Genomic DNA, 19,720 nt, shown 5'->3' with positions numbered 1-19,720 from the left:
ACCCCCAGCGGCTCGCCCTCCGCCGACCCCAAGCTCGCCCCGCGCACGCTCGACGACCTCGGCGACGACGCGTACATCGACGACAAGCTCGTCACCACCGGCTCCGGCGCGCACCGGGACATCGCGGTCGTCTTCCGCTCCGCGAACATCCTGGTCACCATCGCCTACGACCAGTACACGACCGACCGAGCACACCTCCCCAGCAGCGAAGACCTCCAGGGCAAGGCGCACGGCCTGGCCCGGGAGCTGGACGCGGGGCACTTCGGCAACTAGCCCGGCGCGCCACCCCCTGCCTGGGCCGTGCGCGCCCACCGGCCGCGTACCGTGCCGATCAGGCAGCACCGAGCATCCATTACTGCCCCGCCCCGCCCACCAAACCGCCACCGACACTGAACGAGTGAAGGACCCATGCACCGAACAGCCCCGCGACTCGCCCGAATCCTCGCCTGCGCCGCAGTACCGGTGATGCTCGTCGCCACCGGCTGCTCGGGCGACGACAACGGCTCGAAGAAGTCCTCCTCTTCCTCGGCCCCGTCCCACTCGGCGGCGTCGCCCGGCGCCTCGGCGCCCGCCAAGGCCGCGACCCTCGCCAAGCTCCCCGAGGTGTGCAAGGCCGTCGACGAGAAGACGATCGACAAGGTCGTGCCGAAGGCGGCGAAGAAGGAGGGCGAGACCCTCCCCGCCACCTCGCCGATGGACTCCGCGAGCTGCTTCTGGGCCGGTCTGGACAAGGACGACCCGAAGAACCTGCAGTACCGCAGCCTGACGCTGTCGCTCAAGCGCTTCTCCGCCGACCCCACGCTCGGCTCGGGCGAGAAGCTCGCCGCGAACTACCTGAACCAGCGTGTGACCAAGGCGGTCACGGAGGACAACGCCAAGGAAGGCGCGAAGCCGGAGAAGATCGGCGACATCGGCAACGAGGCGCAGGGCGTCTCGACCGACTACCGCAAGGCCGCGACCGAAGGCGGCGGCGAGGACGACTACCGCAACGCGTTCGTCGTCACCCGCGTCGACAATGTCGTGATCACCGTCAAGTACACGGGCGCGGGCTACGAGGGCGCCAAGAACCCCGACGCGGGCGACCTGATGAAGAACGCGCAGGACATCGCCAAGGAAGCCGTGACGTCGGTCCAGAACGCGAACAAGAAGTAGAAGCAGCAGGCAGCCGCCGGACGTACGAAAGGCGCCGGCCGCCCCTCCGAGTGAGGGGTGGCCGGCGCCTTCGCGTGTATCAGACCGTCAGCAGCTTGCGCACGCGGTCCTGGCCCACCGCCAGCAGCAGCGTGGGCAGACGCGGGCCGGTGTCGCGCCCGACCAGCAGGTGGTAGAGCAGCGCGAAGAAGGTGCGCTGGGCGACCTTGAGCTCCGGCGTCGGCTTGGCGTCGGGCGTCAGCCCGGCCTGCACCTTCGGCACGCCGTAGACCAGCGTGGTCAGGCCGTCCAGCGACCAGTGCTCGTCCAGGCCCGCCAGGAGCAGCCGCAGGGACTCGCGCCCCGTGTCGTCCAGGGCGGCCAGGGCCTCGGCGTCGGGCTCCTCGCGGACGATGGTGCGGGACTCCGCCGGGACCTGGGTGTTGATCCAGTGCTCGGCGCGGTCGAGCCGCGGGCGGGTCTCGTCCAGCGAGGTGACCGGGTTCTCCGGGTCCAGGTCGGCGAGGATGCGCAGGGTCTGCTCGTCGTGGCCCGCGGTGATGTCCACGACCGAGGCGAGCGTGCGGTACGGCAGCGGGCGCGGGGTGCGCGGCAGCTCACCGGCGGCCGTGCGCGCGGCGCGGGAGTGCGCGGCGGCGTCGGCGGGCAGCACGGTGCCGTCGTCGACCTTGGCCTGGAGCTTGTCCCACTCGTCGTAGAGCCGCTGGATCTCCTGGTCGAAGGCGATCTTGAAGGACTGGTTGGGCCTGCGGCGCGCGTAGAGCCAGCGCAGCAGCGGCGCCTCCATGATCTTCAGGGCGTCGCCCGGGGTGGGCACGCCACCCTTGGAGGAGGACATCTTGGCCATGCCGCTGATGCCGACGAAGGCGTACATCGGGCCGATCGGCTGCTCGCCGCCGAAGATCTTGCGGACGATCTGGCCGCCGACGACGAAGGAGGAGCCGGGCGAGGAGTGGTCGACGCCGGAGGGCTCGAAGATCACGCCCTCGTAGGCCCAGCGCATCGGCCAGTCGACCTTCCAGACCAGCTTGCCGCGGTTGAACTCGCCGAGCAGGACGGTCTCGGAGTGACCGCACACGCAGGTGTAGGCCAGCTCGGTGGTCTCGTCGTCGTACGCGGTGACCGTGGTCAGGTCGCGCTCGCAGACGCCGCAGTAGGGCTTGTACGGGAAGTAGCCCGCGGCGCCCGCGCTGCCGTCGTCCTCGGCGGCCGCGCCGGAGCCCTCGGCGGCCTCCAGCTCGGCCTCGTCGACCGGCTTCTGCTGCTGCTTGGCCTTGGCCTTCGGCTGGCCGGTGGCCTTGTCCTTCGTCCGGTACTGGTCGAGGACCGCGTCGATGTCGGCCCGGTGCTTCATCGCGTGCAGGATCTGCTCGCGGTAGGCGCCCGAGGTGTACATCTCGGTCTGGCTGATCGGGTCGTACTCGACGCCGAGCTCGGCCAGCGACTCGACCATGGCGGCCTTGAAGTGCTCGGCCCAGTTCGGGTACGCCGAGCCGGCCGGGGCGGGCACCGAGGTCAGCGGCTTGCCGATGTGCTCGGCCCAGCTCTCGTCGATGCCGGGGACGCCCGCGGGCACCTTGCGGTAACGGTCGTAGTCGTCCCAGGAGATCAGGTGCCGGACCTCGTGACCGCGGCGGCGGATCTCGTCCGCGACCAAGTGCGGGGTCATGACCTCACGCAGGTTGCCCAGGTGGATGGGGCCGGAAGGGGACAGGCCCGAGGCGACGACGACCGGTTTGCCGGGCGCGCGGCGCTCGCTCTCGGCAATGACCTCGTCGGCGAAACGGGAGACCCAGTCGGCCTCGGTGCTCTGAGCCACGTGCGGCACTTCCTTCCTAGTGGTCCTGGCATGACCATTGTCCCAGACGGCGGCCGCGGCTCCGGGGTTGCCCGCCCGCCCCAAGAGGCCGGGGCACCGCCCGAAGAGGCTGGGGCACCCCTCGACGCCGGGGGTGGAATACTCGGACGTACCACAATGACGTCTACCGGAACGGCACCCACCCCATGGCCTCGGTTCCTTCCCTCGCTTCCTCGCTCCACCAGCGCCTCGCGGACGCCCTCTCGGCTGCACTGCCGGAGGCAGGCGCCGCCGACCCGCTGCTGCGACGAAGCGACCGGGCCGACTTCCAGGCCAACGGGATGCTGGCGCTCGCCAAGAAGCTCGGGGGCAACCCCCGCGAGCTGGCGGGCAAGGTCGCGGGCGGCCTGCCGACGGGCGAGCTGATCGACAGCGTCGAGGTCTCGGGCCCCGGCTTCCTCAACATCACGGTCACCGACCGGGCGATCACCGAGACGCTGGCCGCGCGCGCGGCCGACGAGCGTCTCGGCGTGCCGGTCAAGGAGAAGCCGGGCACCACGGTCATCGACTGGGCGCAGCCGAACGTGGCCAAGGAGATGCACGTCGGCCACCTGCGCTCCGCGGTGATCGGTGACGCGGTCGTCAAGATCCTGGAGTTCGCGGGCGAGAAGGTGATCTCGCGTCACCACATCGGCGACTGGGGCACCCAGTTCGGCATGCTCATCCAGTACCTGATGGAGCACCCGCACGAGCTCGACCACAAGGCCGCCGAGGACACCGAGGACACCACGGCCTCCGGTGAGGAGGCCATGTCGAACCTCAACCGGCTCTACAAGGCGTCCCGCGCGCTCTTCGACGCCGACGCGGAGTTCAAGGACCGGGCGCGCCGCCGGGTCGTGGACCTCCAGGCGGGCGACGCGGAGACCCTCGCCCTGTGGCAGCGGTTCGTGGACGAGTCGAAGCTGTACTTCTACTCGGTCTTCAACAAGCTCGACATGGAGATCCATGACGAGAACGTGGTCGGCGAGTCCGGCTACAACGACATGCTGGCCGAGACCTGCCGCCTGCTGGAGGAGTCCGGCGTCGCCGTGCGCTCCAACGGCGCGCTGTGCGTGTTCTTCGACGACGTGAAGGGCCCGGACGGCAACCCGACGCCGCTGATCGTCCAGAAGTCCGACGGCGGCTACGGCTACGCGGCGACCGACCTCTCGGCGATCCGCGACCGTGTCGGCGAGCTGGGCGCGGACTCCCTGCTCTACGTGGTGGACGCCCGTCAGGGCCTGCACTTCAAGATGGTCTTCGAGACGGCGCGCCGCGCGGGCTGGCTGCACGACGGCGTCAAGGCCGTGCAGCTGCCGTTCGGCACGGTGCTGGGCAAGGACGGCAAGCCGTTCAAGACCCGTGAGGGCGAGACGGTCCGGCTGGTCGACCTGCTGGACGAGGCGATCGCGCGGGCCACGGCCGTCGTCCGGGAGAAGAGCGAGAAGCTCGGCCTGACCGACGAGGAGATCGCCGAGCGCGGCACCCAGGTGGGCATCGGCGCCGTGAAGTACGCGGACCTGTCCACGTCGCTGGGCCGTGACTACGTCTTCGACCTGGACCGGATGGTGTCCCTCAACGGCGACACCTCGGTGTATCTGCAGTACGCGTACGCGCGTATCCAGTCGATCCTCCGCAAGGCGGGCGACTCGGCCACGGCCAAGGCCCACCCGGAGCTCGCGCTGGCCCCGGCGGAGCGTGCGCTGGCGCTGCACCTGGACACGTTCGCGGAGACGCTCGCCGAGGTCGCCGCGTCGTACGAGCCGCACAAGCTGGCCGCGTACCTCTACCAGCTGGCCTCGGTGTACACGACGTTCTACGCCGAGTGCCCGGTCCTCCAGGCGGAGACCCCGGAGATGGTCGAGAACCGTCTCTTCCTGTGCGACCTGACGGGCCGCACCCTGCACCAGGGCATGGCGCTGCTGGGCATCCGTACGCCCGAGCGGCTGTAATCCCCCACAGTGACGTGAAACGGCCCGCACACCGTCCGGTGTGCGGGCCGTTTCACGTGGAACATCGAGGCGTCGGAACGCCTCAGAGCTGCCGGGCCGCCTCGGTCGCCCAGTAGGTGAGGATCATGTTGGCGCCCGCCCGCTTGATGCCGGTGAGAGTCTCCATGATCGCCCGGTCGCGGTCGATCCAGCCGTTGGCGGCGGCCGCCTCGACCATCGCGTACTCGCCGCTGATCTGGTACGCGGCGACGGGCACGTCGACGGCGTCCGCGACCTTGGCGAGGATGTCGAGGTAGGGCAGCGCGGGCTTGACCATGACCATGTCGGCGCCCTCGGCGAGGTCGAGGGCGAGCTCGCGCAGGGACTCACGGGCGTTGGCCGGGTCCTGCTGGTACGTCTTGCGGTCGCCCTGGAGCGAGGAGCCGACGGCCTCGCGGAAGGGGCCGTAGAACGCGGAGGCGTACTTCGCGGTGTAGGCGAGGACCGCGACGTCCTCGTGGCCGGTCTGGTCGAGGGCGTCGCGGATGACCCCGATCTGACCGTCCATCATGCCGCTGGGGCCCACCACGTGGACGCCCGCGTCGGCCTGGACCTGCGCCATCTCGGCGTAGCGCTCCAGGGTGGCGTCGTTGTCCACGCGGCCCTGCTCGTCGAGGACGCCACAGTGGCCGTGGTCGGTGAACTCGTCCAGGCACAGGTCGGACATGATGACGAGCCCGTCGCCGACCTCGGCCCGCACATCGCGGATGGCGACCTGGAGGATGCCGTCGGGGTCGGTGCCCGCGGTGCCGAGGGCGTCCTTCTTGGCGTCCTCGGGCACGCCGAAGAGCATGATCCCGGCGACGCCCGCCTCCATGGCCTCGACGGCGGCCTTCTTGAGGGTGTCGCGGGTGTGCTGGACGACCCCCGGCATGGCGGAGATCGGCACCGGCTCGCCGATGCCCTCCCGCACGAAGGCGGGGAGGATCAGGTCGGCCGGGTGCACCCGGTGCTCCGCGACCATCCGGCGCATGGCCGGGGTGGTCCGCAGCCGCCGGGGGCGGGAGCCGGGGAACGTGCCGTACGAGGTGCTCAACTACGTGCCCTTCTACGCGATCCGGGCCGCCGCTCGCTCGGGCGGGTGACCGGGTCCCCGGCCTCCAGGGCGGCATCGCGCCGCGCCGCGCCGAACTCCGCGAGCGCCTCGGCCAGCTTGTGCACCGAGGGCTCGGGCGACAGCACGTCCACCCGCAGGCCGTGCTCCTCCGCGGTCTTCGCGGTGGCCGGGCCGATGCAGGCGATGACGGTGACGTTGTGCGGCTTGCCGGCGATGCCGACGAGGTTCCGCACGGTGGACGAGGAGGTGAACAGGACGGCGTCGAAGCCACCGCCCTTGATCGCCTCGCGGGTCTCGGCCGGGGGCGGCGAGGCGCGCACGGTGCGGTACGCCGTGACGTCGTCGACCTCCCAGCCCAGCTCGATCAGGCCCGCCACCAGGGTCTCGGTGGCGATGTCGGCGCGCGGCAGGAAGACACGGTCGATCGGGTCGAAGACCGGGTCGTAGGGCGGCCAGTCCTCCAGCAGGCCCGCGGCCGACTGCTCGCCGCTGGGCACCAGGTCGGGCTTGACGCCGAACTCGATCAGCGACTTCGCGGTCTGCTCGCCGACGGCCGCGACCTTGATGCCCGCGAAGGCACGCGCGTCGAGCCCGTACTCCTCGAACTTCTCGCGGACGGCCTTCACGGCGTTGACCGAGGTGAAGGCGATCCACTCGTAGCGGCCGGTGACCAGGCCCTTGACCGCGCGCTCCATCTGCTGCGGGGTGCGCGGCGGCTCGACGGCGATGGTCGGCACCTCGTGCGGCACGGCGCCGTACGAGCGGAGCTGGTCGGAGAGCGACGCGGACTGCTCCTTGGTGCGCGGGACGAGCACGTTCCAGCCGAAGAGCGGCTTGGACTCGAACCACGAGAGCGCCTCGCGCCGCGCGGCTGCGCTGCGCTCGCCGACCACGGCTATGACCGGCTGTCCGCCGTCCGGGGACGGCAGCACCTTGGCGGCCTTGAGCACCTGGGCGACCGTGCCCAGGGTGGCGTTCCAGGTGCGCTGGCGGGTGGTGGTGCCCGCGACGGTGACCGTCATCGGGGTGTCGGGCTTGCGCCCGGCGGCCACCAGCTCGCCCGCGGCCGCGACGACCGAGTCGAGGCTGGTGGACACGACCGCGGTGCACTCGCTCGCGCCGGCCTCGGACCAGCAGGTCGCGGAGGCGGTCCGGGCGTCCACGAAGCGCACGTCGCCGCCCTTGGCGTCGCGCAGCGGCACACCCGCGTAGGCGGGCACGCCGACGGCCGTGGCCACGCCCGGCACCACCTCGAAGGTGATGCCCTCGTGGGCGCAGACGAGCATCTCGTCGGCGGCGTTGCCGTCGAGACCGGGGTCGCCGAGCACCGCACGGACGACCCGCTTGCCGCTGCGCGCGGCCGTCATGACAAGATTGGCCGTGTCCCTGAGTACGGGGATGTCGGCGGTTTTTGATGACTCGTCAGTAACCGTCTGCGCAGGCATGTCCACATGGGCGCGCGCGTGCGCGCGCACCACATCGAGCACCTGCGGATCGGCGATCAGGACGTCCGCGGCCGCCAATGCCTCCACGGCGCGCAGCGTCAGCAGTCCCGGGTCTCCGGGGCCGGCACCCAGGAAGGTGACGTGCCCGTGTACGGGGTGGTTCGGGGCGGTGGGGTTCAAAGTGCTCGCTCCCCCATAAGACCGGCCGCACCCTTGTCGAGCATCGCGGCGGCCAGCTCGCGGCCCATGGCCACGGCTTCCTCGCCCGACGACGGCACGGGACCGGTGATGGACAGCTGCACCAGCGTCTTGCCGTCGGTCGAGCCGACGACACCCCGCAGGCGCATTTCGGTGACAACGTGCCCGTCGGCCAGGAGGTCGGCCAGCGCACCCACGGGTGCGGAGCAGCCGGCCTCCAAGGCGGCGAGCAGGGAACGCTCGGCGGTCACGGCGACCCGGGTGTACGGGTCGTCGAGCTCGGCGAGCGCTGCGGCGAGGGGTGCGTTGGTCATGGCGCACTCGATCGCCAGGGCCCCCTGGCCGGGGGCGGGCAAAACGGTGTCGGGCTCCAGGAACTGGGTGATCTCCGCGGTGCGGCCCAGTCGGGAGATCCCGGCCGCGGCCAGCACGACCGCGTCCAGCTCGCCGTTCGTGACGAAGGCGATCCGGGTGTCGATGTTGCCGCGGATGGCGACGGTCTCGATCGTCCGGCCGTGCGCGCGGGCCCACGCGTTGAGCTGGGCCATGCGGCGCGGCGAGCCGGTGCCGACACGGGCGCCGTCGGGCAGCGTCTCCAGCGTCAGGCCGTCGCGGGCGACGAGCACGTCGCGCGGGTCCTCGCGGAGCGGGATCGCGGCGAGCGCGAGCTCCTCGGGCTGCGTGGTCGGCAGGTCCTTGAGCGAGTGCACGGCGAAGTCGATCTCACCCGCGAGCAGCGCGTCGCGCAGCGCGGAGACGAAGACGCCGGTGCCACCGATCTGCGCGAGCGCCTCGCGCGAGACATCGCCGTACGTGGTGATCTCGACCAGCTCGACCGGACGGCCGGTCAGCTGCTCGACAGCGCGCGCCACCTGGCCGGACTGGGCCATGGCGAGCTTGCTGCGGCGGGTCCCGAGGCGCAGCGGACGCCGGTCGGCGGCCGCTGCGCCAGCCGCCGTCGATGTGTCGTTCATGCCCGCTCCCGTGCTGTGTTGTGCGTTCCGGCGCCGCGCGCGCCGGACCGTGCGTCGGCCCGGCTCACGGCGGCCACCGCCTGCGGATCGAGGTCGAAGAGCTCGCGCAGCGCGTCGGCGTAGCCGGCGCCGCCGGGCGTGGCGGCCAGCTCCTTCACGCGCACGGTCGGCGCGTGCAGGAGTTTGTCGACGACCCGGCGCACGGTCTGGGTGATCTCCGCGCGCTGCTTGTCGTCGAGGTCGGGCAGGCGGCCGTCGAGGCGGGCGATCTCGCTCGCGACGACATCCGCGGCCATGGTGCGCAGGGCGACCACGGTGGGGGTGATGTGGGCGGCCCGCTGCGCGGCGCCGAAGGCGGCGACCTCGTCGGAGACGATCGTCCGCACCTGGTCGACGTCGGCGGCCATCGGGGCGTCCGCGCTGGCCTGCGCGAGCGACTCGATGTCGACGAGCCGGACGTCCGGCAGACGGTGCACGGCCGCGTCGATGTCGCGCGGCATCGCGAGGTCGAGGAGCGCGAGGCGGACGCCCGGGGTCGCGGGGCCGCCCGTGCGGGTGGTCGCGGCACACGCCTCGTCCACCGCGCAGAGCACGTCCGTACGCGCCGCGAGCGCGGTCCGTATGGCCTCCGCGGTGAGCACCAGACCCGTGGCACCGGTGCACGAGACCACGACGTCGGCACGGGAGAGCTCCTCGGCCACGGCCGTCATCTCCACGGCCCGCGCGGTGAGGCCCGCGGCGCCGGGGCCGCCCGCCTCGGTGAGGATCTCCGCGAGCCGCTCCGCCCGCTCCAGGGTGCGGTTGGCGACCGCCACGTGCGCCACACCCGCGCGCGCGAGCGTGGCCGCGGCGAGCGAGGACATCGAGCCGGCGCCGATGACCAGGGCGCGCCTGCCCGCGGCCCACCCGGCCACGTCCGCGCCCTCGGCGAGCTGCTCCAGGCCGAAGGTGACGAGCGACTGCCCCGCCTTGTCGATCCCGGTCTCGCTGTGGGCGCGCTTGCCCACCCGCAGGGCCTGCTGGAAGAGGTCGTTGAGCAGCCGCCCGGCCGTGTGCAGCTCCTGGCCGAGCGCGAGCGCGTCCTTGATCTGGCCGAGGATCTGGCCCTCGCCGACGACCATCGAGTCCAGCCCGCAGGCCACCGAGAAGAGGTGGTGGACGGCCCGGTCCTCGTAGTGCACGTAGAGGTACGGGGTGAGCTCGTCCAGCGGCACGCCCGTGTGCCGGGCGAGCAGCGTGGACAGCTCGGCGACACCGGCGTGGAACTTGTCCACGTCGGCGTACAGCTCGATGCGGTTGCAGGTGGCGAGCACCGTCGCCTCGGTGGCGGGCTCCGCCGCGAGGGTGTCGTGCAGCAGCCGCGCCTGCGTCTCGCGCGCGAGCGCGGCGCGCTCCAGCACGCTGACGGGCGCGCTGCGGTGGCTCAGCCCTACGGCAAGAAGGCTCATGCTTTTCCCTCGCTTCGCTCGGGCAAGCCTTCGCCTTGGACGCGCCTCTTGATCATTCGCTCGCTGCGCTCGCTCATGCGGGCATCACCGCGGGGACATCCCCGTCCGGTCCCTTCCTGCCGCCCGTGGCCGCGCGCGGACGCCCGGCGGTCGTGGCGGCCGTGGCGGCGGCACCGGCAGCGGCGGCGGCCGCGCCGGGCACGGGCTCCTCGCCCGCCTTGCGCTGCTCGTGGAAGGCGAGGATCTGCAGCTCGATCGAGAGATCGACCTTGCGGACGTCGACGCCGTCGGGCACGACGAGCACCGTGGGCGCGAAGTTGAGGATCGAGGTGACCCCGGCGGCGACCAGCCGGTCGCACACCTGCTGGGCGGCCCCGGCGGGGGTCGCGATGACGCCGATGGAGACCCCGTTGTCGCTGATGATCGACTCGAGCTCGTCGGTGTGCCGCACGGGCAGCCCGGCGACCGGCTTGCCGGCCATGGCCGGGTCGGCGTCGATCAGCGCCGCGACCCGGAAGCCGCGCGAGGCGAAACCGCCGTAGTTGGCCAGCGCCGCGCCGAGGTTGCCGATGCCGACGATGACGACCGGCCAGTCCTGGGTCAGCCCGAGCTCACGGGAGATCTGGTAGACGAGGTACTCGACGTCGTAGCCGACACCGCGGGTGCCGTACGAGCCGAGGTAGCTGAAGTCCTTGCGCAGCTTGGCGGAGTTGACGCCCGCCGCGGTCGCGAGCTCCTCGGAGGAGACCGTGGGCACCGAGCGCTCGGAGAGCGCCGTCAGCGCCCGCAGATACAGCGGTAGCCGGGCGACGGTGGCCTCGGGAATCCCTCGGCTTCGGGTCGCCGGTCGGTGAGTTCGGCCAGTTGCCACGGTGCTCCTGCGGGTAGAGCGGGGCTGCGGGCGGCGCCTCGTCCCAGGACCGCCCCGTCCCTCGCAGGCTATGCCTTTGTGAACGCGTGCACAAAGATGGTGTCCGCTTTGTCCGGGCAAAGTGACCGGACTCACGCAGCCTTTAGGCCCTATCCGGGAACCATTGCGTGCGGTACCGCGACAGCCGGGGCACTCGCTCCGGGACCAGGGGTACGCCGACGGCGGCACGCGCCCTCACTCCCCTTCGCCATACCCCCGGACACCAACAAAACGCCCATGATGGTAGTCGACTCAGGCACCTATGCCGCGCCCCGTCAGGGGCGCGGGGAACTGCGCGGCCAGCCACGACGCGACCCGCAGCCGCGCGCGCAGCGCAAGACGCACCCCGGTAGGCGCGACCAGCCCACCGGCCCGCGCCGGAACAGGGTCCCGGGGCGCGCAGCGCCCCTTGGCACAATGGCAGCCATGAGCCCGCTGCTGCGCCGTAGCGCCCGTAAGAACCCCGCCGACAGCACGGTGACCCTGATCGGCAAGCCCGACTGCCATCTGTGCGAGGCCGCCGAGGCTGTCGTCGCCGAGGTGTGCGGCGAGCTGGGGGCCCGCTGGGAGACGAAGGACATCACCCAGGACGAGGAGCTCTACCGCAAGTACTGGGAGCAGATCCCGGTCGTCCTGGTCGACGGCGCCCAGCACGACTTCTGGCGCGTCGACCCCCAGCGGCTGCGCAAGGCGCTCGGGGCCTGACATCCGGCCCTGCATCCGGTCCTGACTCCGGGGTAAACCCGCTGTCGCCGGATGTTCACACCCCGGAATCGCCCCCGCTCCAGTTACCCCGAACAAACTGGCTATGCTCACCGCATGGCCGCACTGGGATGGATCACTCCCCGCAAGCGCTCCGCCACCGCACGCAGCGTGCTGGCGGGTGAGGCGGCGGCGGAGGCAGCCCGCAAGAACGCGCAGGAGCTGGAGAGCGCCGAGGCACAGGCGGCGGAGGAAACGGCTCCGGCCGAGCCGGAGTTCCCTGTCGCCGGTGACGCGCACGCCGCCGCGTTCTTCGACCTCGACAACACCGTGATGCAGGGCGCGTCGATCTTCCACTTCGGCCGCGGCCTCTACAAGCGCCAGTTCTTCCACAAGCGCGACCTGGCCCGGTTCGTCTGGCAGCAGATCTACTTCCGGGCCGTCGGCGAGAAGCCCGAGCACGTCGAGGACGCCCGCAACAGCGCCCTGTCGATCGTGAAGGGCCACCGTGTCTCCGAGCTGATGTCCATCGGCGAGGAGATCTACGACGAGTACATGGCGGAGCGCATCTGGCCGGGCACCCGGGCGCTCGCCCAGGCCCACCTCGACGCGGGACAGAAGGTCTGGCTGGTGACGGCCGCCCCCGTGGAGACCGCGACGATCATCGCCCGGCGGCTGGGCCTGACCGGCGCGCTCGGCACGGTCGCCGAGTCCGTCGGCGGCGTCTACACGGGCAAGCTGGTGGGCGAGCCGCTGCACGGCCCCGCGAAGGCGGAGGCGGTCCGGGCGCTGGCCGCGGCGGAGGGCCTCGACCTGTCCCGCTGCGCGGCGTACAGCGACTCGGCCAACGACATCCCGATGCTGTCGCTCGTCGGGCACCCCTACGCCGTCAACCCGGACGGCAGGCTGCGCAAGCACGCCCGCGAGCACGGCTGGCGGCTGCGCGACTACCGTACGGGCCGCAAGGCGGCCAAGGTCGGCATCCCGGCCGCGGCCGGGGTGGGCGCCCTCGCGGGCGGCGCGGCGGCGGCGGTCGCGTTGCGGCGGCGCTTGCGCTGACGCCGACCCCGGCTGCGGGCCGGTGGCCGATTACGCCTATTGGGGTGCCACGTGAGGCCGGCGGGCGACTGCAGGCCCGTTGTGGCTTGTCGCGCCGTTCCCCGCGCCCCTGACGGGGCGCGAACGCCCCCTCGCAGAGGCGCGCGAACCGTTCGTCAACATCGGGCACCGGGATCCCGCCACGCGGCGTACACGGCTTTCGGGCGCGTCCACCACAGTGAGTAATCACCCGTCACCCTGTGGCAATCCTGTCGTCATACCCTCACACAGCCCCCCTCAGTCCTCCCCCGCCAGGATTGCCACAACACGCAGCCCATTCGGCCACACCCTTGCCAATTACGGTCAACTTCCTTTCAGGGTTCGATATTTGATCGATCCCGAAGAGGTAAGAGATCGAACGGAAGCGGTGATTTAAGCAACTCGGCGTAGTGTCGCCTGTACGAAGCGTTATTCTCCTCAGACGCAAACCGGTACCCCCTTGTCCCTACGACGAGTGAACGGTTCCGTACTGCACGTGATGGAAGCTCTGCCTCTGGGAGTCCCGTGTACCCACACGTCGGGGTTGACGCCTCGGGCCTGGCTACGCTGCGCGCGGCGGTCCTCGACCGTCTGCGCGGCTTCGTCCCCACCGCGTACGCCGTCCCCGCATTCGCCGCACCCGTGCCCGCCGGTCCCTGCTACGCCGGTCCTTGCTACGCCCTCGCCGAGGGCGGCGCGGCGGCGGTGGGCAGACGCACCCGTCGCGGCGCCGGCGCGGGCACGTCCACGACGACCCGCCGGCCCAGCGCCGACAGCGACAGCGCCCGGATGCTCGACCTGGTCGAGCGCGCCCAGTCCGGCGAGGCCGACGCCTTCGGCCGGCTCTACGACCAGTACGCCGACACGGTCTACCGCTACATCTACTACCGCGTGGGAGGCCGGGCCACCGCCGAGGACCTGACCAGCGAGACATTCCTGCGCGCCCTGCGCCGCATCGGCACCTTCACCTGGCAGGGGCGCGACTTCGGCGCCTGGCTGGTGACCATCGCCCGCAACCTGGTCGCCGACCACTTCAAGTCCTCGCGCTTCCGGCTCGAGGTGACGACCGGTGAGATGCTCGACGCCAACGAGGTCGAGCGCAGCCCGGAGGACTCCGTCCTCGAATCCCTCTCCAACGCGGCCCTGCTGGAGGCGGTCCGCAAGCTCAACCCCCAGCAGCAGGAGTGCGTCACGCTCCGCTTCCTCCAGGGCCTCTCGGTCGCCGAGACCGCCCGCGTCATGGGCAAGAACGAAGGCGCCATCAAGACGCTCCAGTACCGCGCCGTCCGCACGCTGGCCCGGCTCCTCCCGGACGACGCCCGCTAACTCTGTGCGCCCGTTCACTCACCAGCGGTCACATCGTTGAGGGCGCGTAACCCGCCCGCGGCGCCAGTCGTTGTGCGGGGTGCAGACTCCCCGCGGTCACGTCATGCCCGTATCCGCTCACTCGATCGAGTGGATGCGTGCAAGGCGTGCAACCCTCCCGGTCTTCAGGGGAGTCGACCGTCTTGACGAGAGGAGGTGCCGCCTGTGATCGCGAACGTTTCGGCGCACCGGCGGGCGAACGCCTTCGCCCAGGCCCTGGAGGAGCAGGAACTCCAGGGCTCGGCGGCCACACAGCCAGACCCCCCGGCGGACACCGCCGAGCGGGGGAGGCTGCTGTCCCTGGCGGGCGGGCTCCGCGCGCTCCCCACACCCGAGCTCGACCCCGAGACCAAGAGCGTGCAGCGGGCCCAGCTGATCGCCGCCATGGAGAGCCAGTTCGCGGGAGGTGCCACTGCCGCCGTCCCCGAGCCGCGCGGCAGCAGGGCCCGCGGCCGTGGCACCCACCGGGCGCTGAGCAGGCTGAGGCCGCGCTCCCGCTGGTCCAAGGGGCTGGCCGCGGGCGGGCTGACCGTCGGAGTGGCCGCGGGCGCGTTCGGCGGTGTCGCGGCGGCGAGTTCCACCGCCCTGCCCGGCGACACGCTGTACGGGCTGAAGCGCGGCATGGAGGACATCAAGCTCGGCCTGGCCGACGGTGATTCGGCCCGCGGCGGCCTCTTCCTGGACCAGGCGTCGACCCGTCTCCACGAGGCGCGGCGGCTGATGGAGCGCGGCCGCTCCGGCTCGCTCGACAGCGAGTCGCTCAGCGAGATCCGCAGGACCCTCTCCGGCATGCAGCACGACGTCTCCGAGGGGCACCGCCTGCTGAGCGCGGCCTACAAGCGGGACGGCTCGCTCGGCCCGATGGAGCGGCTCGACTCCTTCGCCTCGCTGCACCGCGAGGGCTGGAGCCAGCTGCGCGACAAGCTCCCGGCCCAACTGGCCGACGTGGGCGAACGGGTGAGCTCCCTCTTCGTCGCCATAGACAATGAGGTCGGTCCGCTGCGCTCGCTGCTGCCCCCCTCCGAGGGCAAGCACGCCGCGGCCCCCCGGGCGGGCGCCTCCCCGCGCGGCGGGGACAGCCGTCAGGAACGGCCCGCGGCCCCGCCGTCGGCCTCCTCGCCGGGCAGCGACAGCAAGCGCGCGGGCGGCGGGCAGCAGCACCCGTCCGACCCCGGCGGCGGCCAGCAGCACGAGGGGCTCCTCGGGGGCACCGGACTGCTCCAGCCCCCGCAGGACCCCTCCAACCCGGCCGGCCCGGCGCACGGCAAGGAGGGCAAGGACGCGAAGCAGCCGGAGGTCATCGTGCCACCGCTGCTCCCGGGCATCCTGCCGGGCCTCGGCCTCCACAGCGAACCGGAGAAATAGCCGCGGAAACAGCGGCAGAAATAGGGCGCGAGCCCTGGCGGTCGGTGTTCTTCACCTCGGATCGAGCTCACTCGTCGAGGGGCTCGGAAGAACACCGGCCGCTTTCGCGTTCCGGTACGACGCGGTACGACGGTACGGAACGCCCCCGGAAGGGGCCTGAAGGGGTCAGAAGAAGACCGACCGGCGCTGCACGAGCAGCTTGTAGAGCGTGTGCTGAATCGTTTCCCGTACCTGATCGGTCAGGTTGAACATCAGCATCGGGTCGTCGGCGGCCTCCGGCGGATAGCCGTCCGTGGGGATCGGCTCGCCGAACTGGATGGTCCACTTCGTCGGCAGCGGCACCACGCCGAGCGGCCCCAGCCAGGGGAAGGTGGGCGTCAGCGGGAAGTAGGGGAAGCCCAGCAGCCGCGCCATCGTCCTGGAGTTGCCGAGCATCGGATAGATCTCCTCGGCGCCCACGATCGAGCAGGGCACGATCGGGGCCCCGGCACGCAGTGCCGTGGAGACGAAGCCGCCCCGGCCGAAGCGCTGGAGCTTGTAGCGGTCGGAGAAGGGCTTCCCGATGCCCTTGAAGCCCTCCGGCATCACGCCGACCACCTCGCCCCGCTCCAGCAGTTTCTGCGCGTCCTCCGCGCAGGCGAGGGTGTGCCCGAGCTTCCGGGAGATCTCGTTGATCAGCGGCAGCACGAAGACCAGGTCGGCGGCGAGCATCCGGATGTGCCGTCCGGCCGGGTGGTGGTCGTGCACGGCGACCTGGAGCATCAGCCCGTCGACCGGCAGGGTGCCGGAGTGGTTGGCGACGACCAGCGCGGCGCCCTTGTCGGGGATGTTCTCCAGGCCCTTCACCTCGACCCGGAAGTACTTCTCGTAGAACGGGCGGAGCGCGGACATCACCACCTGGTCGGTGAGCTCCTCGTCGTAGCCGAACTCGTCGACCTCGTACTCGCCGGTGATGCGGCGGCGCAGGAAGCTCAGGCCGTGGGCCAGCCTGCGGTCCCAGCCGTCGCCGTGCCGCTCGGGCTCCCGGGGCGCGGTGCCCTCCGCCGTCGCGGCCGTCTCCTCGGCGGAGGCGGCCAGGTCCTCCTCGCGCTGCTGCGGGACGGGCGCGAGGGGCGAGCGGTCCCGGCCCGTACGGGGCCTGCCCCCGCGCTTGCTCTTCCGCTTGGCCCGTGGTTCCTCGCCGAACGGGATGACCTTCGCGTCCGCCATGGTGGGTGCGCTCCTCAGTTCTGGTCGCGGCCGGCAGGCAGGGCGGCGGCGATCCGGTCGACGGTACGGGCGAGCGTGCTCGGTGGGAGGAGCCCCGGGCCGCGGCTGCGCGCGTAGTCCGCGAAGGCCCCAGCAGTCGTGTACCGCGGTTCGAACCCCAGCGCTTCCCGCATCTGGGTGGTGTCCACGACACGGCCGTGGGTGAGCAGCCGGATCTGCTCGGGTGAGACGTCCGTGATACCGACGGACCGCAGGGCGGAGCCGACCCAGGTGACGGTCGGCAGGAAGAAGGGGAGGGTGGGGCGGCCGAGGCGCCGGGCGGCCTGGGAGAGCAGCAGCACCCCGTCGCCCGCGACATTGAAGGTGCCACAGCCCAGCGTGCCCCGCCGGGGCTCGCCCGCGGCGATCCGCAGCACCTCGATCACGTCGTCCTCGTGGACGAACTGGAGGCGGGGGTCGAAGCCGAGGACGGTCGGCAGGACGGGCAGCGCGAAGTACTCCGCGAGCGGGGAGTCGGCGCGGGGCCCGAGGATGTTGGCGAACCGCAGCACGCACACGGCCACGTCGGGGCGGCGCCGGGCGAAGCCCCGTACGTATCCCTCGACCTCGACGGTGTCCTTGGCGAAGCCCCCGCTCGGCAGGGACTTGGGCGGGGTGCTCTCGGTGAAGATCGCCGGATCGCGTGGCGCGGAGCCGTAGACATTCGTACTGGACTTGACCACCAGCCGCTTCACGGTGGGCGTCTTCTGGCAGGCACCGAGCAGCTGCATGGTGCCGATGACGTTGGTCTCTTTGACCGAGGCCCGGCTGCCGCGCTTGCCCAGGGGGGTGCCGGTCACGTCCATATGGACGACAGTGTCGACACTGTGTTCGGCCAGAACCTTGGCGATCGTGGGATGGCGGATGTCCGCCCGTACGAAATCGGCCCCGCCGAGGTGGTGCCCGGGAGCCACCGCGTCCACCCCGATGACGCGTTCCACGTCGGGCTCGCGCAGGATCCGGCGGACGAACCGGCCGCCCAGCTGCCGTGCGACTCCGGTGACGAGCACGACCTTGCCCAAGATCAGCGCCTTCCTTCCCACCTCGCCAGTGGTGCTTCGCGGCCACCGTAGCGGGTCGTTGTTGCGCTGTGATGACCAGCCGCTGCACGGAGCGACATTTCAAGCCGTAGCGAAAGCTTTACTCACCGCTACTCGCCATACCGCCGGACACACCCGACCGCGTCCTGGATGCACCCGAATACCCCGGAGACCGAACGCCCCCGGAAACGAACACCTCCGGAAACGAACACCTCCGGAAACACCGCAGCCCTCCCACCGCCGGAGCGATGGAAGGGCTGCGGGACGAGCACAGCGGCGCCGCTTACTTCTTGTTGCGACGCTGAACGCGCGTGCGCTTGAGAAGCTTGCGGTGCTTCTTCTTGGCCATCCGCTTGCGCCGCTTCTTGATGACAGAGCCCACGACTACCCTCGCTTACATCGATTCACTCGGTGCGGGGCGTCCGAGCCCACACGACCTACATCGGGCCAGCCTACCCGGCACCGGGCGAACAGCGTAATCCGAGGTCCCCGTCAGGCTGTTTCCACCCCCACGAAGGACTCCCGGAGGTACTCGTGCACCGCTTGCTCTGGGACCCGGAACGACCTTCCCACCCGGATCGCCGGCAGATGACCGCTGTGCACCAAGCGGTACACGGTCATCTTGGACACTCGCATCACCGCGGCGACTTCCGCCACGGTCAGGAACACGACCTCGTTGAGAGGCCTCTCGCCAGCAGCCATGACACACCTGAACCTTCCGCACATGACGCGCACCGGCTTCCCCTCCGGTGACTCCTCGTCGCTGCGCGCTCACTCCCCAGGTTAGGGGCGTGTGATGCGAGTGGGGAAGAGGAGCAGCCATCGGCCGCCTACTGTGACAGACACGCTCGATTGAGTACATAGCGAGTAAGCGGTCGGTAGTAATCAGACCGCACAGTGTCATCAAGCGGAACGACGACGGACACCCGTCCCTCCGCCTCGCCGACGAACGGCGCCGGGTCGTCGGAATCCGCCAGTCCAATGGCCTCAATACCCAGCTGACCTGCCCCGCAGACCCAGCCGTGGTCACCGATGACCAAGGCGGGCAGCGGTTCCCCTGCGTCCATCGCGGAAGCCAGAGCCACCCGAAGCGGGAGCGGTGAATGCGTATGTGCGCCGGGCTCACTCCCCCGCCCTCGCGCGCCGGGTTCACGCACCAGCGCGACTCCTTGAACGTAGTCAAGGTTGTAAGTGCGTACCCCGAACCGGGTCGCCATGTCGACACATCGCCCCTGCGCCGGGGTGAGCACACTGCATCCCGCCGCCGAGAGCCCCCCGGCCAAGGAAGCGTAGAAGCCCAGGAGCCGGTGCGGATGACCGGTCCCGAGCAGCACCGGCGCACCGGTCGCGGCCACCGTCGCGAGGCGGTCGGCGAAGGCATCGAGTGCCGCGAGCGTCCGGTCCGGGTCAATCACATCCTGCCCTGAAGAGTGATCAGGATCGGCCGAAACTCCACACCTCCGGCCCATCAATTGCAACAACTCGCCCAAGGACCAGTCATGTTCCGGCTCCAGACCGATCAGTGCCCGGGGGTCGCGGGCGGCGAACATCCGGTACCGGGCAAGACTGCGCTCCCGCGTCGTGGCCACGGTCCCGGCCAGCCGGGCCTCGACGAGGTGTGCGCGCAGCAGACGGGGGCTCAACACGCCACGATGCTCCCGCACCTGCGGTGCGGGCGCGGCTTTTCCTTCGGGGTTCCCACACTTGGCGTAATCGACCACGGGGCTCCGCCCCGGCCCCCGTTGCGCCTATGGGGGTGCCTCCTGGGCTCGGTGGGCGACTGCGGGCCCGCCATGGCTGGTCGCGCAGTTCCCCGCGCCCCTAAAGGGGCGCGCCCCCGTCTTACCTTCCCGTTTGTGGGCAGGCGTTCCGCACGGCTGGGGGCACCCCCGGACGGAGTCTGGGGGAGGG

At 71.3% G+C, this 19,720-nt stretch carries 17 protein-coding genes and 1 pseudogene; 7 read left to right on the top strand and 11 right to left on the bottom strand.

Annotated elements, in window-relative coordinates; genetic code table 11:
* Positions 1 to 273: pseudogene (locus tag K6I34_RS10890) on the top strand (hypothetical protein); the annotation flags it as partial.
* Between the two features lie 135 nt (positions 274 to 408).
* Positions 409 to 1,152: a hypothetical protein gene (locus tag K6I34_RS10885; RefSeq protein WP_229324703.1), complete on the top strand. Its 744-nt coding sequence runs from the start codon at positions 409 to 411 to the stop codon at positions 1,150 to 1,152.
* A 79-nt stretch (positions 1,153 to 1,231) separates the two neighbouring features.
* On the opposite strand, the gene lysS is transcribed toward K6I34_RS10885, so the two are convergent.
* Positions 1,232 to 2,980, bottom strand: coding sequence for a lysine--tRNA ligase (gene lysS, locus K6I34_RS10880; RefSeq protein WP_229324701.1), 1,749 nt, complete (start codon positions 2,978 to 2,980; stop codon positions 1,232 to 1,234).
* Between the two features lie 176 nt (positions 2,981 to 3,156).
* Between lysS and argS the strand changes: the two genes are divergently transcribed.
* A complete protein-coding gene (gene argS / locus K6I34_RS10875; protein WP_229324699.1) occupies positions 3,157 to 4,941 on the top strand; it encodes an arginine--tRNA ligase in 1,785 nt (594 codons plus the stop codon).
* Between the two features lie 82 nt (positions 4,942 to 5,023).
* On the opposite strand, the gene hemB is transcribed toward argS, so the two are convergent.
* The 5 genes from hemB to K6I34_RS10850 form a co-directional block, all read right to left on the bottom strand.
* Positions 5,024 to 6,016 carry a porphobilinogen synthase gene (gene hemB / locus K6I34_RS10870; protein ID WP_275127028.1) on the bottom strand — a complete coding sequence of 331 codons (993 nt, stop codon included), beginning with the start codon at positions 6,014 to 6,016 and terminating at the stop codon, positions 5,024 to 5,026.
* Positions 6,013 to 7,662, bottom strand: a complete 1,650-nt coding sequence (locus tag K6I34_RS10865; protein WP_229324697.1) for a bifunctional uroporphyrinogen-III C-methyltransferase/uroporphyrinogen-III synthase — start codon at positions 7,660 to 7,662, stop codon at positions 6,013 to 6,015. Before K6I34_RS10865 ends, hemB begins: the two co-directional genes overlap by 4 nt.
* A complete protein-coding gene (gene hemC / locus K6I34_RS10860) occupies positions 7,659 to 8,654 on the bottom strand; it encodes a hydroxymethylbilane synthase (protein ID WP_229324695.1) in 996 nt (331 codons plus the stop codon). The genes K6I34_RS10865 and hemC overlap by 4 nt, the downstream gene beginning before the upstream one ends.
* Complete coding sequence (locus tag K6I34_RS10855) at positions 8,651 to 10,102, bottom strand: glutamyl-tRNA reductase (RefSeq protein ID WP_229324693.1); 1,452 nt, start codon at positions 10,100 to 10,102, stop codon at positions 8,651 to 8,653. Before K6I34_RS10855 ends, hemC begins: the two co-directional genes overlap by 4 nt.
* 73 nt (positions 10,103 to 10,175) lie before the next feature.
* A complete protein-coding gene (locus K6I34_RS10850) occupies positions 10,176 to 10,973 on the bottom strand; it encodes a redox-sensing transcriptional repressor Rex (RefSeq protein WP_229324691.1) in 798 nt (265 codons plus the stop codon).
* Positions 10,974 to 11,438: 465 nt separating this feature from the next.
* On the opposite strand from K6I34_RS10850, the gene K6I34_RS10845 reads away from it, so the two are divergent.
* The 4 genes from K6I34_RS10845 to K6I34_RS10830 all read left to right on the top strand — a co-directional run bounded on the left by K6I34_RS10845 (position 11,439) and on the right by K6I34_RS10830 (position 15,521).
* Entirely contained in the window at positions 11,439 to 11,717 is a 279-nt protein-coding gene (locus K6I34_RS10845) for a glutaredoxin family protein (RefSeq protein ID WP_229324689.1), read from the top strand.
* 114 nt (positions 11,718 to 11,831) lie between these two features.
* The gene (locus K6I34_RS10840; protein ID WP_229324687.1) at positions 11,832 to 12,773 is read left to right on the top strand and encodes an HAD family phosphatase; all 942 of its coding nucleotides are present in this window, start codon (positions 11,832 to 11,834) and stop codon (positions 12,771 to 12,773) included.
* A 543-nt stretch (positions 12,774 to 13,316) separates the two neighbouring features.
* Positions 13,317 to 14,117 carry an ECF subfamily RNA polymerase sigma factor, BldN family gene (locus K6I34_RS10835; RefSeq protein WP_229324685.1) on the top strand — a complete coding sequence of 267 codons (801 nt, stop codon included), beginning with the start codon at positions 13,317 to 13,319 and terminating at the stop codon, positions 14,115 to 14,117.
* Between the two features lie 204 nt (positions 14,118 to 14,321).
* Entirely contained in the window at positions 14,322 to 15,521 is a 1,200-nt protein-coding gene (locus K6I34_RS10830) for a DUF5667 domain-containing protein (RefSeq protein WP_229324683.1), read from the top strand.
* 165 nt (positions 15,522 to 15,686) lie between these two features.
* Here K6I34_RS10830 and K6I34_RS10825 read toward each other — a convergent pair whose 3' ends face one another.
* The 5 genes from K6I34_RS10825 to K6I34_RS10805 all read right to left on the bottom strand — a co-directional run bounded on the left by K6I34_RS10825 (position 15,687) and on the right by K6I34_RS10805 (position 19,455).
* Positions 15,687 to 16,730 carry a lysophospholipid acyltransferase family protein gene (locus tag K6I34_RS10825; protein ID WP_229324681.1) on the bottom strand — a complete coding sequence of 348 codons (1,044 nt, stop codon included), beginning with the start codon at positions 16,728 to 16,730 and terminating at the stop codon, positions 15,687 to 15,689.
* A gap of 14 nt (positions 16,731 to 16,744) precedes the next feature.
* Positions 16,745 to 17,791, bottom strand: a complete 1,047-nt coding sequence (locus tag K6I34_RS10820; protein ID WP_229324679.1) for an NAD-dependent epimerase/dehydratase family protein — start codon at positions 17,789 to 17,791, stop codon at positions 16,745 to 16,747.
* Between the two features lie 301 nt (positions 17,792 to 18,092).
* A complete protein-coding gene (locus K6I34_RS10815; protein WP_003948845.1) occupies positions 18,093 to 18,191 on the bottom strand; it encodes a 30S ribosomal protein bS22 in 99 nt (32 codons plus the stop codon).
* Between the two features lie 110 nt (positions 18,192 to 18,301).
* Positions 18,302 to 18,511: a helix-turn-helix domain-containing protein gene (locus K6I34_RS10810; RefSeq protein ID WP_154080489.1), complete on the bottom strand. Its 210-nt coding sequence runs from the start codon at positions 18,509 to 18,511 to the stop codon at positions 18,302 to 18,304.
* 128 nt (positions 18,512 to 18,639) lie between these two features.
* Entirely contained in the window at positions 18,640 to 19,455 is an 816-nt protein-coding gene (locus K6I34_RS10805; RefSeq protein ID WP_229324705.1) for a phosphatase, read from the bottom strand.
* Positions 19,456 to 19,720: the final 265 nt, after the last annotated feature.

It is taken from the genome of Streptomyces sp. UNOC14_S4, assembly GCF_020740835.1.
In the GTDB taxonomy this organism is placed as follows: domain Bacteria; phylum Actinomycetota; class Actinomycetes; order Streptomycetales; family Streptomycetaceae; genus Streptomyces.
Note: the sequence above shows the minus strand (reverse complement) of the source record. Positions and strands in the feature narration are given on the sequence as shown.

Bases quoted from the DNA above. Each gene is read 5' to 3' on its own strand.
- K6I34_RS10885 (WP_229324703.1), top strand. From the start codon at position 409: ATGCACCGAACAGCCCCGCGACTCGCCCGAATCCTCGCCTGCGCCGCA.
- argS (WP_229324699.1), top strand. From the start codon at position 3,157: ATGGCCTCGGTTCCTTCCCTCGCTTCCTCGCTCCACCAGCGCCTCGCG.
- hemC (WP_229324695.1), bottom strand. From the start codon at position 8,654: ATGAACGACACATCGACGGCGGCTGGCGCAGCGGCCGCCGACCGGCGT.
- K6I34_RS10855 (WP_229324693.1), bottom strand. From the start codon at position 10,102: ATGAGCCTTCTTGCCGTAGGGCTGAGCCACCGCAGCGCGCCCGTCAGC.
- K6I34_RS10845 (WP_229324689.1), top strand. From the start codon at position 11,439: ATGAGCCCGCTGCTGCGCCGTAGCGCCCGTAAGAACCCCGCCGACAGC.
- K6I34_RS10840 (WP_229324687.1), top strand. From the start codon at position 11,832: ATGGCCGCACTGGGATGGATCACTCCCCGCAAGCGCTCCGCCACCGCA.
- K6I34_RS10825 (WP_229324681.1), bottom strand. From the start codon at position 16,730: ATGGCGGACGCGAAGGTCATCCCGTTCGGCGAGGAACCACGGGCCAAG.
- K6I34_RS10810 (WP_154080489.1), bottom strand. From the start codon at position 18,511: ATGGCTGCTGGCGAGAGGCCTCTCAACGAGGTCGTGTTCCTGACCGTG.